This window comes from Actinocrispum wychmicini (assembly GCF_004345645.1).
In the GTDB taxonomy this organism is placed as follows: domain Bacteria; phylum Actinomycetota; class Actinomycetes; order Mycobacteriales; family Pseudonocardiaceae; genus Kibdelosporangium; species Kibdelosporangium wychmicini.
The window spans coordinates 203246-215360 of record NZ_SLWS01000005.1 but is presented as its reverse complement, the minus strand read 5'-3'; the positions used below and the strand labels follow the sequence as shown (position 1 = coordinate 215360).

The following is a 12115-nucleotide window of genomic DNA, read 5'->3' as shown; positions in this document are numbered from 1 at the left end:
CCGTCGACCCTATCGGCCAAGGATCTCCCGTGCGGCGGCGCGCATCTCGACCTTGCGGACCTTCCCGGTGACGGTCATCGGGAACTCGGCCACGACATGGACATACCGGGGGATCTTGTAGTGCGCGAGCTTCCCCGCGCAGAACTCCCGCAACGCCTCGGCCGTCAACGGCGTCGCCCCGTCACGCATCCGCACCCACGCCATCAGCTCCTCGCCGTAGCGCTCGTCCGGCACGCCGATCACCTGCGCGTCAAGAACATCCGGATGCGTGTACAGGAACTCCTCGATCTCCCGCGGATAGACGTTCTCGCCGCCCCGGATGACCATGTCCTTGATCCGGCCGGTGATGTTGAGGTATCCCTCGTCGTCCATGACCGCGAGGTCGCCGGTGTGCATCCAGCGGGCACCGTCGATCGCCTCGGCGGTCTTGTCCGGCTCCTCCCAGTAGCCGAGCATCACCGAGTAGCCGCGGGTGCAGAACTCGCCGGGCTCGCCGCGCGGCACGGTCAGCCCGGTCTCCGGGGACACCACCTTCACCTCAAGGTGCGGGTGCACTCTGCCCACAGTGGACACCCGGCGGTCCAGCGAGTCCTCGGCCGTGGTCTGGGTGGACACCGGTGACGTCTCGGTCATGCCGTAGCAGATGGTCACCTCGGCCATCCCCATCCGCTCGATGACCTGCTTCATCACCTCGACCGGGCACGGCGACCCGGCCATGATCCCGGTACGCAGGCTCGACAGGTCGTACGAGTCGAACCCGGGGTCCGCGAGCATCGCGATGAACATCGTTGGCACGCCGTACAGGGACGTGCACCGCTCCTCGGCGACCGCCGCGAGGGTGTCCGCGGGCTGGAAGCCGGGCGCTGGGATCACCATGCACGCCCCGTGTGACGTGCACGCCAGGTTCCCCATCACCATCCCGAAACAGTGGTAGAACGGCACCGGGATGCAGACGACGTCCTCGTGCGTGTAGCCGCAGCCCTCGCCGACGAAGTAGCCGTTGTTGAGGATGTTGTGGTGCGACAGCGTGGCGCCCTTGGGGAAGCCGGTCGTCCCGGACGTGTACTGGATGTTGATCGGGTCGTCGGCGGACAGCTCGATCCCGGCGAGGCGCTCCGGGTCGGGCTGGTGACCGGCCAGGTCCGTCCACGATGGACTGTCCAGCAGGATCACGTCGACCAGCGCCGGACAGGACGGCCGGGCCTCGTCGATCATGGCCGCGTAGTCGGATGTCCTGAACGTCGCGGCGGCGACCAGCGTGCGGACGCCGGACTGGTTCAGCACGTACGTCAGCTCGTGCGTCCGGTACGCCGGGTTGATGTTCACCAGGATCGCGCCGATCTTCGCGGTGGCGTACTGGACGAACGTCCACTCGGCCCGGTTGGGCGCCCAGATGCCGACCCGGTCGCCCTTGCGCACGCCCAACTCGAGCAGGCCCACGGCGACCCGGCCGATCTCGTCGGACAGCTCGCGGTAGGTCCAGCGCCGGCCGGCCGCGCGGTCGACCAGGGCGAGCCGGTCGCCGTGGGTCGCGACGGTCCGGTCGAAGTCGGCGCCGATGGTGTCGCCGAGCAGTGGTTTAGCGGACACACCGGACACATAGCTCAACACGGCACGACCTCCTGTGATGTGGCGTACGTCACCCATTTTGGCCGGTGAGAACTCGGGGATCCATCCGGGGCAAGATGGGGTATGGCTTTTCTGGGGCGAATGCGGAAGGTGTTCGGGCGGTCGCGGACACCGGAGGAGCGGTTCACCGACGAGTTCGTCAGCACCATCAACCGGCTGCCCGGGATCACCCGGATCACCCGGACCGAGCACTTCGGCATCGAGGTCCGCCGGGTCGGCGAGACCGGTTCGCACTCCATCTTTCTCGGCAACCTGTTCGCCGAGGTGAAGCACCTGGACAACGCCGAGCGCACGGCCGCGGTCCGCCAGTTCGTCACGGCCATGTTCACCCAGCCGGACGAGCCGGAGGACTGGGAGGAGGCGGCGCCGCGGCTGCGGCCGGTGCTGCGGACGTCGTCGTACGCGCAGGCCGGCCAGGTCGGCGGCATCGCGGTGGCCAGCCGGCCGTCCATGCGCCACCTGGTGGAGATGCTGGTGATCGACCACGAACACCGGATGAGCCTGGTCAACGCGGACAGCCTGGAACAGTGGGGGGTCACGTTCGACGAGGCCAACGAGCGCGCCGCGCACAACCTGATGGCCGAGGGCACCCACCTGGCCCGGCTCGACAACGGCGTGCTGGCGGTGGCGAGCGAGGACACCTACGAGTCGTCCCGGCTGATCGTCCCCGGCTGGCTCGCCGGCCTCGGCGAGGAGCTGGGCCTCGACCCGGTCGCCGTGGTGCCGGCCCGCGACACCATGCTCATCGCCGACGCGGGCGACGTGCCCGCCCTGACCTGGATGCTCGACGAGGCCCTGCGCGTGTTCAACGACCATCCTCGCTGGCTGTCGCCCGTCCCGTACCACCCGGACGAGGACGGCATCGTGGTGCCATGGCGCCCCGGCGAGAGCCACCCGTCGCACGCGAAGATCCGGCTCGCGGACCGGTCCCTTGAGACGTTCGAGTACCGCGAGCAGAAGGACCGGATGGAGAAGCTGTTCCAGCAGGCCGGCGAGACCCTGCAGGTCGGCGAGTACGTGCTGGAGCCCGGTCCGCGCAGCGTGACCACCTGGCCGAGGGGCGACGCCCTGCTGCCGTACACCGACGAGATCATCTTCCCGGTGGAGACCGGCCCGTTCCGGGTCACCTGGGCGTGCGCCGAGCGGATCCTGGGCACCGAGTGGGAGGAGGCGCCGACCACGCCGCCCCGCCGGCGGACGCTGCGCTGGCCGGACAACGAGACCCTGGCCAGGCTCCGTCAGTCCTCCGGCGTGTAGGGCAACGGCACGACCAGGCAGGGGCCACCGACGAACAGGCCGCCGTCGACGCCGAGGGCCTTGCCGCCGGCGTACTCGTACGGGGCCTCCACCTGGGACGGCAGGATGCCCAGCTGGTCGGCGATGACACTGTGCCCGTGCACGACCTGTTTGCCACCGAGGATGTCCAACAGCTGCGCGGCCACCTCCGGCCCGTGCGGCCCGCGGAACGAGTACCGGGTGGTCATCCGCCGCCAGCACTCCCACCAGTCGCCCAGGTCGTCCGACCCGAGGACGGCCCCGACGGCGGTGTTGATGTCGTCGACCGTCTCGCCCCACTGCAGGTACTCCAGGGTGTCCGAGTGCATCAGCAGGTGGTCGTCGACGATCGCCAGCACCCGCCGACTGGTGAGCCAGTCCAGGTGGGCCTCGGTGAGCGCGGCCTGGTCGGTCTCCCGGCCGCCGTTGATCTCCCAGCTGCGGGCGAAACTGCGCGGCCCGAAGTCGGACGGCACCTCGGTGTCACCGAACCGGTGCATACCCAGCAGCAGGATCTCGTGGTTGCCCAGCAGGGAGTCGACCTCGCCGCCGGCCGCCTCGGCGTCCTTCGACAGCCGCATGACCAGGTCGATCACGCCGATGCCGTCCGGCCCGCGGTCCACGAAGTCGCCAAGGAACCACAGGTGGGCGGCGCCGCCCGCCCAGTTGCCGCCCTCGTCGAGCAGGCCCGCGGCGACCAGTGCGTCCGCCAGCTCGGCGCGGTGCCCATGCACGTCCCCGACCACGTAGGTCCGTTGCTCATCCCGCACGAAACGACACCATAAACGGTCGGTACAGATGCGCGCCGCGCAAGCTCCGCTGGGTCAGGAGAACGGTTCCAAGGTGTGCCCGATCAGGTCGGCGACCGAGTTCAGAATCCTGGTCGGCCGGTACGGGAACTGTTCGGCGGTCTGATCGGTCGAAATGCCCGTGAGAACCAGAATCGTCCGCAGGCCCGCCTCCAGCCCGGCCTTGACGTCGGTGTCCATCCGGTCGCCGATCATCAGGGTGTTCTCCGAGTGCGCGGACAACGCGCGCAGGGCCGAGCGCATCATCAGCGGGTTCGGCTTGCCCACGAAGTACGGCTGGAAGCCGGTGGCCCGTTCGATCAACGCGGCCACGGCGCCGGTGGCCGGCAGCGACCCCTCCCGGCTGGGGCCGGTGGCGTCCGGGTTGGTGGCGATGAACTTCGCGCCCTCCTCCACCAGCCGGATCGCCTGGGTGATCGCGGTGAAGCTGTAGGTCCTGGTCTCGCCGAGCACCACGTAGTCCGGGTCGCGGTCGGTCAGCACGTAGCCCACTTCGTGCAGCGCGGTGGTCAGTCCGGCCTCGCCGATCACGAACGCGGAACCGCCGGGCCGTTGCGTGTCAAGGAACTTGGCGGTGGCCAGTGCGGACGTCCAGATCGCGGTCTCCGGCACGTCCAGTCCGGTCCGGGCGAGCCGGGCCCGCAGGTCCCTGGGGGTGTAGATGGAGTTGTTCGTCAGTACGAGGAACCGGATGCCGTTGGCACGCAGTTCGGCGAGGAACTCGTCCACACCGGGCACCAGGTGCTCCTCGTGGACCAACACGCCGTCCATGTCCATCAGGTAGTTCCAGGTCATGGGCATCATGATCCCAGCGCCACGGCGAACGTCCCACCAGGGCGCCCGGTTGGGCTTGACCGGCCAACCGGCGGAACGATAGTAATGGCGACCGGAGTAACGGCGAGGAGTCGAGTTGGGTCGCAGACGCAAACCGAGTCGCGGGCCGGTGAACTGGACAGTCGTCGTGTTGGCCGGGCTGCTGACCCTCTGCATCGGGGTCACCGTGGTGCTGCTGTCCCCCGGCGACCGGGCGGGCCGGATCGTGGTCCCGCAGCCCGCGGGCGTGCAGGGCCCGCCGGCGACGTCGGCTAGCCGTTAGGGGTTTCCACCATCACCTGGGTGGCCTTGACCACCGCGACCGCGAGGGATCCCGGCTCCAGGCCCAGTTCACGCACGGCCTCGGACGACATCAGCGACACCACCTTGTGCGGGCCGCACTGGATCTCCACCTGGGCCATCACCCGGTCGGCGACGATCGACGTGACCAGGCCGACGAACCGGTTGCGGGCCGAGCGGCCGACGCCGGACGGGTCGGGGGTCTCGTTGGCGTGCGCGCTGGCGAACGCGGCCAGCTCGGCGCCGTCGACCACTTTGCGCCCGGCGGTGTCCAGCCGCGCGGTGAGTTCGCCGGCGTCGGCCCACCGGCGGATGGTGTCGTCGCTCACGCCGAGCAGGCGGGCCGCTTCGGCGAAGCGGAACTGGGGCATCAGGACCTCTCCAAGCCACTGAACGCGTCCTTGCGGAACCGGTCGATGATCTCACGCTGGTAGCGCTCGATCACCGCCCGCTCGTCCGGACTGAACCGGGCAAGCACCTCGGCCATGCCGGCGGCCAGGTGCGCGAACAGGTGGTCGTACCGCGAGATGTCCTTTGTGGTCACTTCGACCAGTACTTTGCGGCGGTCGTGCGGATCGCGGACGCGCCGGACGAAACCGCGTTTCTCCAGCCGGTCGATCACGCCGGTGACCGCGCCGGTGGACAGGCCCGACATCTTGGCGATCTGGCCGGCGGTCAGCGGGCTTTCGCCCTGCATGACGATGTCGAGGCACTTGTAGTCGGTGGCCGACACACCCATCTGGTCGGCGATGCGGGAGTGCGCGAGCACAGTCAGCCCGCTCATCTCCCTGCCCATGTTCCCGAACCGTTGCAGCTCGTCCGGGGGCACCGGGTACGTGCCGCGTTCGGTCTCGGTTGACATGACCCACCCACTCCTCTTACTCTTCCAGTCATCTTAGCAACTAAGAGACTTAGTAACTAGAAATTACAGCTGGAGCGAAAGCTTCGTTCTAGAGACATCATACGCTGGAGACACCCGTGAACAGCACGCTGGAAGCCCCGGCCCCGCCGGAACAGACCGGACATCCCCGACGGTGGGCCGCGCTCGCCGTGCTGATGATCGCCGGATTCATGGACCTGCTCGACACCACGATCGTGAACGTCGCCTTACCCGCGATCCGCGGCGACCTGAACGCCGGATACTCGGCCGTACAGTGGGTCGCCGCGGGATACACGCTGGCCTTCGCGGTCGGCATGATCACCGGCGGCCGGCTCGGTGACCTGTACGGCCGCAAGCGGATGTTCCTGCTCGGCATGGCCGGGTTCACCGTCTTCTCCCTGCTGTGCGGACTGGCCTGGTCGCCCGAGACGCTCGTCGCGGCCCGCGTGCTCCAGGGCCTTTCGGCGTCGGTCATGATCCCGCAGATCCTGAGCACCCTGTACGCCACGTTCCCACCGTCCGAGCGGGCGTCCGCGGGTGGCATGTTCGGCGGCATCGCCGGGCTCGCGGCCATCCTCGGCCCGCTGCTGTCCGGGGTGCTCGTGGAGAACTCGGTGTTCGACCTCGGCTGGCGGGCGATCTTCCTGGTGAACGTGCCGGTCGGCATCGCCGCCCTGATCGCCGCCTGGATCGTCGTGCCGGACACCCGCTCGGACCACCCGCTCAAGCCCGACCTGCGGGGCATGGTCCTGGTGACGGTCGCGCTGCTGCTGGTGCTGGTTCCGTTGGTGCAGGGCCGGGAACTGGGCTGGCCGACGTGGACCTTCGTCTCGATGGCGCTGTCGCTGCCGTTCTTCGCACTGTTCGTCTGGAGCTCCCGCGCCCGCGGCATCTCGGCCCTCGTGCCGATCCGGCTGTTCAAGTCGCGTGGCTTCGCCGGCGGCGCCGCGATGCTGGGCGTGTTCTTCGGCGGGATGTCCGCGTTCTTCCTCGCGTACACCCTCACGATGCAGGTCGGCCTCGGGTTCACGCCGCTGAAGTCCGGCCTGACGTCCCTGCCGTTCTCGATCGGGACGATGATCACCATCATCCCGGGCGACGCCCTGGTCAAGCGGTTCGGCCGGTACGTCGGCACGGTGGGCGCGCTCGGCTTCGCCGCCGCCATGGTCGGCATGCTGTCCACTATGGACGCCCGGACCGACTTCTGGGACATGGTGCCGTGGCTGCTGCTGGCCGGGCTCGGGATGGGCGCGGTGATCGGCCCGGTGTTCGCGATGGCCGGCGCGAAGGTCCGCCAGGAGGACGCCGGCGCGGCCTCCGGCACCCTGAACGCGAGTGACCAGCTGGGCGGCGCGCTCGGCATCTCCTTGCTGGGCGTGCTGTTCTTCAACAACCTGACGTCGAGCGCGGGCACCGTGTTCGACGCGCACACCGGCCAGCTACAGGCGGCGGGTGTGCCGGGCCAGGCCGTCGCGGGGATGAAGGACTGCTACGTGGACATGGTCGGCATGAGCGACCCGGCTCTGCTGCCGCCGAGCTGCCAGGCCGGCGGCGGCGCCCTCGACCCGGCGGTCGGGTCTGTGCTCGGCACGGTCCGGGCGGAGACGTTCACCCACACGTTCAGCACGATGTCCTGGTACATCGTGGCCGCGCTCGGCGTGGTGGCCCTGCTCAGCTTCCTGCTGCCGCGCCGGCTGCCGGCCGACGCCACCCAACTCAACCACTGAACACGCCGGTGAGCATCGCGCCGAGGGACGCTTCGACCTCGGCGCGGGTCGCCGTCTCGTGGGCGATCATCAGCGCCGCTTCGATGACCGCGCTGAGGATGAACCGGGCCAGGACCGCGGACGGCGGCTGCTTGAGCAGCCCGTCCGCGGCCGCCTTGTCCAGCAGGTCGACGATGAGACCGAACGCGTGCTCGCTCTCGATCGCGCGCCACGTCTCCCAGCCGAGCACGGTCGGCGCGTCCAGCAGGCCGATCCGCAGGATCTCGGGCCGCTGGCAGACGTCCAGAAAGGACGTCAAGCCGGCCGCCATCCGGCCGGGCACGTCCGGCGCGGCCTCGATGCTCGCCGCGATCTCGGCGCGCAACTCCTGCTCGATCTGTTCGAACACGGCCAGGAACAGGCCCTGCTTGTCCTTGTAGTGGTGGTGCAGCGCGCCACGGGTCAGCCCGGCCGCGGCCACGATCTCGTCCGCCGAGACCTGCGCGTACCCGCGCTCGGCGAACAGTCGGCGGCCGGCTGCGAGCAGGGCGTTCCGGGTCGACCGGGACCGGTCCTCCTGAGTCCGTGGCATACGTATCAGTGTGCCGCGAGCTCCGCGGCGATGAACCAGGTGATCAGCTCGGCCAGCTTGGCCGGCTGGTCCTCCGGGATGAACGTGTAGCTGTCGGCGACCGCGGTGAGGCTCGCGTTGGGCAGCGCCTCGACCAGCCGGTGGGCCAGCTTGATCGGGAACAGCTTGTCCTCCTCGGCCCACGCCAGCAGCACCGGCTTGTCGAACTCGCCGAACCGCTCGGCCGCGGCCAGCGTGTGTCGGTTGTGGACGGTCAACAGGAACCGGCGCAGGTCGTCCCGGATCTCCAGCCGTCGGCTCGGGGCGATGTACGACTCGACGATGTCCTTGTCGAGCGGTCGTTTCGCGACCCAACCGAACGCCAGCGGCGACCGCTGGACCAGCCGCAGCCGCGCGGCCTGGACGAGCAGCCACAGGAAGCCGGGCACCCGGGCGAGCTTGGGCAGCGGCGCGAACACGGGCGGGAAGAACGACTCGAAGCAGTCCGACGGAGTCAGCACGACCCGCGCGATCCGGTCCGGTCGTTGGACCATCAGCAGTTGGACGAGTGCGCCGCCGGTGTCGTTGGCGACGATCGTGGCGTCCCGGATGTCCAAAGTGTCCAGGAACTCGGCGATCATGTCGGCGAGTGCCGGCGGGCTCAGATCCACTCCCGGCACCGCCGTGCTGTGCGCCCCGAGCGGCCAGTCCGGTGCGATACAACGGTTTCCGGCCTCCGCGACGGCGGGCACGACCTTGCGCCAGATGTCCGCGTTCACCAGCAGGCCGTGCACGAACACGACCGGCGGCCCCGCGCCACGTTCGCGGTACTCGATCTTCGCCCGGCTCAGCCAGACCGATTTCGCCGTTCCCAGTTCGTCGCTGATCGCCATGCCCCCATCAAAACATACATTCCGTATGTATGTCTATTGCATACTATGCTGACGGGGGTGAGTGACAAGGTCACCATCCAGGTTCGCTACTTCGCCGGCGCCCGTGCCGCCTCCGGGCTCGACGAGGAACCCCTTGCCCTGCCGGCCGGCAGCACGGTCAGTGACGCCGCGCGGGCCATCGCGGAGCGACATGGCGATCGACTGGCAGGCGTTCTGACAGCTTGCAGCTACCTGCTGGACGGAATCGCCGTTCGCCAGCCGGCCACCAGACTGTCCGACGGGGTGCAACTGGACGTGCTCCCACCCTTCGCGGGCGGCTGACGAGCGTCCACCAACGGCCCAATCGGGCTGCGACACGCATGACCCACGTCTCACTTAGCGTGAAATATCTCGGCCAGGACACGGCCCGGTAACGACGTACCTACCTGCACAGACACTGTCGATCGCACCGGGTTGCGTGACGTTACTGTGACCTAGGTCACGGCCGCATAAATTTCCGATCTCGGTCGCGGTTACGTACGGTCGCTCTCGGGCTGGACCCGACCAGCCCGGCACCACCCCGAGAGCCCGCAGCACCGAACCCCGTCCGGTGGGCTCACGGGACCCGAACCCCGAGTGAGAGCCAACTTCCGGACGGGAGCAGGAGGGTCGCCCCGAGCTACGCCCTCTGGCAGGCAGTAAGCAGGTGCTGAAGATGAGACCGAAATGACCAACCCCGGCAAGCACCGCAAGTCCACCATCGCCACCCGCGCCATCGCTCGCGTCGCCCTCGCCGGCATCGCGGTCGGTGCGCCCCTGGCCCTGGCGGCAGCTCCGGCGCAGGCTGAAGGCGTCAACTGGGATGCCGTCGCCCAGTGTGAAAGTGGCGGCAACTGGGGAACCAGTACCGGCAACGGTTACTACGGTGGCCTGCAGTTCAACCAGGGCACCTGGCGCTCCAACGGCGGCTCCGGCAGCCCGCAGAACGCCTCCCGCGAAGAGCAGATCCGGGTCGCCGAGAACGTCCTGAAGAGCCAGGGCATCAAGGCCTGGCCGCACTGTGGCCCGAAGGGCCTCGGCGGCGGTTCGTCGGCCCCGGCGAAGAAGGCCCCGAAGAAGGCGGCTGTGGCCCCCAAGAAGGCCACCCCGAAGCCGGCGGCCCCCAAGGCCGCGCCGGTGCAGCAGGCGGCCCCGGTCCAGCAGCAGAACCCCGGCGACTACGTGGTCAAGGCCGGCGACACGCTGTCCAAGATCGCCGAGCAGCTCAACGTCCCCGGCGGCTGGCAGGCCCTGTTCGAGAAGAACAAGGGCAGCGTCACCAACCCCAACCTGATCTTCCCGGGTCAGAACCTGGTCACCAAGTGACCGTTGGCGGTTAGCTGATCGAAGCCGGATTCCCGTTGACACGAACGGGAATCCGGCTTCAGCCAGTTTCCCGGACGAGGATCAGCCGACCCGGCGCATGGCCCGCTCGCGCCGCTCGGCCACGCTCGAACCAGACTCCCGGCGAGCCATTCGCCGCAGCACGACCGGCGCGACGACCAGCCCGAGCACCAGCCACGCGCCCAGGACACCGACGGTCTCCAGATGCCGCCAGGACTGGCCGATCTCGATGCTCACCGCACCGTCCGGCAACAGGGCGGACCGCATGCCCAGGCCGAGCCAGTAGATCGGGAAGACCTGGGCGAGCCACTGCAGCCAGTCCGGCAGCGCGGTGATCGGGTAGAAGATCCCGCTGATCCCGATCAGCGCCAGGATCGGCAGCGTGAGCAGGCCCTGGCTGCGGGCGCTGGTGAACAGCGACCCCAGCACCGCGCCGATCGGCAGGGCCGCCAGCAGCCCCAGCACCAGCACCCACGCCATGTGCAGCCAGGCACCCACGCTGCCCACCGCGAGCCCGCGCACCAGGATCATGCTGGGAATCAGGAAGATCGCCAGGTCCACGACCAGGCCGCCGGCCACCGAGATGATCTTGCCGAGCAGGTAGCTCAGCATTCCGTTCGGCGTGGCCTTCGCGCGCAGCAGCGTGCCGTCCTCCCGGTCGGCGGTGAGCTGCTGGCTCATGCTGACCAACGACATCGCGGCGTTCATGCCGAGAATGCCCGGCAGGACCAAGGTGCCGAGCAGGAACCCGGTGCCGCCGAAGGTCGTGTCCCGCAGCAGGAACGTGACGACCACCATCAGCGTGGGCCAGAAGAAGTGACCCACCAGCTCGGTGCCGTTGGTGAACGACTGCCGCAGCTCGATCAAGCCGCGGGACCAGCCGCCGCGCAACGCGGTCGCGGTCGGGGTCATCACGCCACCTCGGCTTCGGCCTTGTGCACCAGGGCGAGATAGGTGTCCTCCAGCGAGGCACGACGGACTTCGAGCTCAGCGACCGCCTCGCCGTACTCGCCGAACAGTTCACGGACGAACTTGGTGGACTCGGTGGTCGACTGGACGAAGTGCCTGCCGTCGCGGGTCCAGCGCACCTCGTCCTCGCCCGCGATCCGCCGCGCGAGTTCCGCGGCGGTGCCGTCCGCGGCGATCCGCCCGCCGTTGAGGATGACGATCCGGCTGGCGAGTTTCTCGGCCTCGTTCAGGTCGTGCGTGGTGAGCAGGATGGTCGTCTCGTCCTGCGCGCTGAGCTGGTGCACGAGGTCGTGGAACACCCGCCGGGCCTCCGGGTCGAGCCCGGCCGTCGGCTCGTCGAGGAAGAGCAGCTCGGGCCGGCCCACGATGCCGATCGCCACGTCCAGCCGGCGGCGCTGCCCGCCGGAGAGCGTCCTGATCTTCCGGTCCGCGTGCTCGGTCAGCCCGACCGCGCGGGCGAGTTCGTCCGGGTCTCTGGGCCGCCGGACGCGATCGGTGGAGTAACAGGCGTAGAGGGAACCGAGATGCCTGAGCAGTTCCCGCACCCGCCAGTTGCCGTGGTCCCGCCAGGACTGCAGGACGATCCCCACCCGCGCCCGCCACTGCTCGGTGCCGTGGGCCGGATCGGCGCCGAGCACCGCCACCCGGCCCGCCGACCGCATCCGAAACCCCTCCAGGATCTCGATCGTGGTGGTCTTCCCGGCGCCGTTCGGCCCGAGCAGGGCCAACACCTCACCGCGGTGGACCTGGAACGCCACGCCGTGCAGGACATCGATCGAGCCGTACCGCATGCGCATCCCGTCGACGTCGACCACGACGCTGTCGCTCGTCGTCATCGCTCCTCCTCTCGTTCAGGTCAGCGTGAACGCTATGTTGCGTTTTCCAAACGCGTCAACGACAGATTCTTC

Annotated in this window: 14 protein-coding genes; 5 read left to right on the top strand and 9 right to left on the bottom strand. The window is 69.1% G+C overall.

Annotated elements, in window-relative coordinates; translation table 11 throughout:
- Positions 1–9 precede the first annotated feature (9 nt).
- Positions 10–1647: an AMP-binding protein gene (locus tag EV192_RS22960; RefSeq protein WP_132118666.1), complete on the bottom strand. Its 1638-nt coding sequence runs from the start codon at positions 1645–1647 to the stop codon at positions 10–12.
- Between the two features lie 63 nt (positions 1648–1710).
- Between EV192_RS22960 and EV192_RS22955 the strand changes: the two genes are divergently transcribed.
- Positions 1711–2886 carry a DUF1444 family protein gene (locus EV192_RS22955; RefSeq protein WP_165960555.1) on the top strand — a complete coding sequence of 392 codons (1176 nt, stop codon included), beginning with the start codon at positions 1711–1713 and terminating at the stop codon, positions 2884–2886.
- On the opposite strand, the gene EV192_RS22950 is transcribed toward EV192_RS22955, so the two are convergent.
- Positions 2868–3674: a metallophosphoesterase gene (locus EV192_RS22950; protein ID WP_132118662.1), complete on the bottom strand. Its 807-nt coding sequence runs from the start codon at positions 3672–3674 to the stop codon at positions 2868–2870. The genes EV192_RS22955 and EV192_RS22950 overlap by 19 nt on opposite strands.
- A gap of 54 nt (positions 3675–3728) precedes the next feature.
- Positions 3729–4514 carry an HAD-IIA family hydrolase gene (locus EV192_RS22945; RefSeq protein WP_132119738.1) on the bottom strand — a complete coding sequence of 262 codons (786 nt, stop codon included), beginning with the start codon at positions 4512–4514 and terminating at the stop codon, positions 3729–3731.
- 142 nt (positions 4515–4656) lie between these two features.
- Between EV192_RS22945 and EV192_RS53980 the strand changes: the two genes are divergently transcribed.
- Positions 4657–4809 (top strand): hypothetical protein, encoded by a 153-nt coding sequence (locus tag EV192_RS53980; protein ID WP_165960554.1) that lies wholly within the window; start codon positions 4657–4659, stop codon positions 4807–4809.
- On the opposite strand, the gene EV192_RS22940 is transcribed toward EV192_RS53980, so the two are convergent.
- Together EV192_RS22940 and EV192_RS22935 are read right to left on the bottom strand one after the other, a co-directional pair.
- Entirely contained in the window at positions 4799–5197 is a 399-nt protein-coding gene (locus EV192_RS22940; protein ID WP_132118660.1) for a TOBE domain-containing protein, read from the bottom strand. The genes EV192_RS53980 and EV192_RS22940 overlap by 11 nt on opposite strands.
- Positions 5197–5688: a MarR family winged helix-turn-helix transcriptional regulator gene (locus EV192_RS22935; protein ID WP_132118658.1), complete on the bottom strand. Its 492-nt coding sequence runs from the start codon at positions 5686–5688 to the stop codon at positions 5197–5199. The genes EV192_RS22940 and EV192_RS22935 overlap by 1 nt, the downstream gene beginning before the upstream one ends.
- A gap of 116 nt (positions 5689–5804) precedes the next feature.
- Here EV192_RS22935 and EV192_RS22930 point away from each other — a divergent pair, with 116 nt between their 5' ends.
- Positions 5805–7433 carry an MFS transporter gene (locus tag EV192_RS22930; protein ID WP_132118656.1) on the top strand — a complete coding sequence of 543 codons (1629 nt, stop codon included), beginning with the start codon at positions 5805–5807 and terminating at the stop codon, positions 7431–7433.
- Here the strand turns inward: EV192_RS22930 and EV192_RS22925 are convergent.
- Complete coding sequence (locus EV192_RS22925; RefSeq protein WP_132118654.1) at positions 7423–8004, bottom strand: TetR/AcrR family transcriptional regulator; 582 nt, start codon at positions 8002–8004, stop codon at positions 7423–7425. The genes EV192_RS22930 and EV192_RS22925 overlap by 11 nt on opposite strands.
- A 5-nt stretch (positions 8005–8009) precedes the next feature.
- Positions 8010–8876, bottom strand: coding sequence for an alpha/beta fold hydrolase (locus EV192_RS22920; protein WP_132118652.1), 867 nt, complete (start codon positions 8874–8876; stop codon positions 8010–8012).
- Between the two features lie 45 nt (positions 8877–8921).
- Here EV192_RS22920 and EV192_RS22915 point away from each other — a divergent pair, with 45 nt between their 5' ends.
- Together EV192_RS22915 and EV192_RS22910 are read left to right on the top strand one after the other, a co-directional pair.
- Entirely contained in the window at positions 8922–9197 is a 276-nt protein-coding gene (locus EV192_RS22915) for a MoaD/ThiS family protein (RefSeq protein ID WP_132118650.1), read from the top strand.
- A 384-nt stretch (positions 9198–9581) separates the two neighbouring features.
- Positions 9582–10220 (top strand): LysM peptidoglycan-binding domain-containing protein, encoded by a 639-nt coding sequence (locus tag EV192_RS22910; RefSeq protein ID WP_132118648.1) that lies wholly within the window; start codon positions 9582–9584, stop codon positions 10218–10220.
- Positions 10221–10301: 81 nt separating this feature from the next.
- On the opposite strand, the gene EV192_RS22905 is transcribed toward EV192_RS22910, so the two are convergent.
- Positions 10302–11150: an ABC transporter permease gene (locus tag EV192_RS22905; RefSeq protein ID WP_132118646.1), complete on the bottom strand. Its 849-nt coding sequence runs from the start codon at positions 11148–11150 to the stop codon at positions 10302–10304.
- Positions 11150–12043, bottom strand: coding sequence for an ABC transporter ATP-binding protein (locus EV192_RS22900; RefSeq protein WP_132118644.1), 894 nt, complete (start codon positions 12041–12043; stop codon positions 11150–11152). The genes EV192_RS22905 and EV192_RS22900 overlap by 1 nt, the downstream gene beginning before the upstream one ends.
- Positions 12044–12115 lie beyond the last annotated feature (72 nt).

What these genes read in the sequence shown, in the direction of transcription:
- EV192_RS22945 (WP_132119738.1), bottom strand. Translation starts at nt 4,514, where the DNA reads ATGCCCATGACCTGGAACTACCTGATGGACATGGACGGCGTGTTGGTC.
- EV192_RS22920 (WP_132118652.1), bottom strand. Translation starts at nt 8,876, where the DNA reads ATGGCGATCAGCGACGAACTGGGAACGGCGAAATCGGTCTGGCTGAGC.
- EV192_RS22955 (WP_165960555.1), top strand. Translation starts at nt 1,711, where the DNA reads ATGCGGAAGGTGTTCGGGCGGTCGCGGACACCGGAGGAGCGGTTCACC.
- EV192_RS22905 (WP_132118646.1), bottom strand. Translation starts at nt 11,150, where the DNA reads ATGACCCCGACCGCGACCGCGTTGCGCGGCGGCTGGTCCCGCGGCTTG.
- EV192_RS22940 (WP_132118660.1), bottom strand. Translation starts at nt 5,197, where the DNA reads ATGCCCCAGTTCCGCTTCGCCGAAGCGGCCCGCCTGCTCGGCGTGAGC.
- EV192_RS22900 (WP_132118644.1), bottom strand. Translation starts at nt 12,043, where the DNA reads ATGACGACGAGCGACAGCGTCGTGGTCGACGTCGACGGGATGCGCATG.
- EV192_RS22925 (WP_132118654.1), bottom strand. Translation starts at nt 8,004, where the DNA reads ATGCCACGGACTCAGGAGGACCGGTCCCGGTCGACCCGGAACGCCCTG.
- EV192_RS22960 (WP_132118666.1), bottom strand. Translation starts at nt 1,647, where the DNA reads ATGGGTGACGTACGCCACATCACAGGAGGTCGTGCCGTGTTGAGCTAT.
- EV192_RS22910 (WP_132118648.1), top strand. Translation starts at nt 9,582, where the DNA reads ATGACCAACCCCGGCAAGCACCGCAAGTCCACCATCGCCACCCGCGCC.
- EV192_RS22915 (WP_132118650.1), top strand. Translation starts at nt 8,922, where the DNA reads ATGCTGACGGGGGTGAGTGACAAGGTCACCATCCAGGTTCGCTACTTC.
- EV192_RS22935 (WP_132118658.1), bottom strand. Translation starts at nt 5,688, where the DNA reads ATGTCAACCGAGACCGAACGCGGCACGTACCCGGTGCCCCCGGACGAG.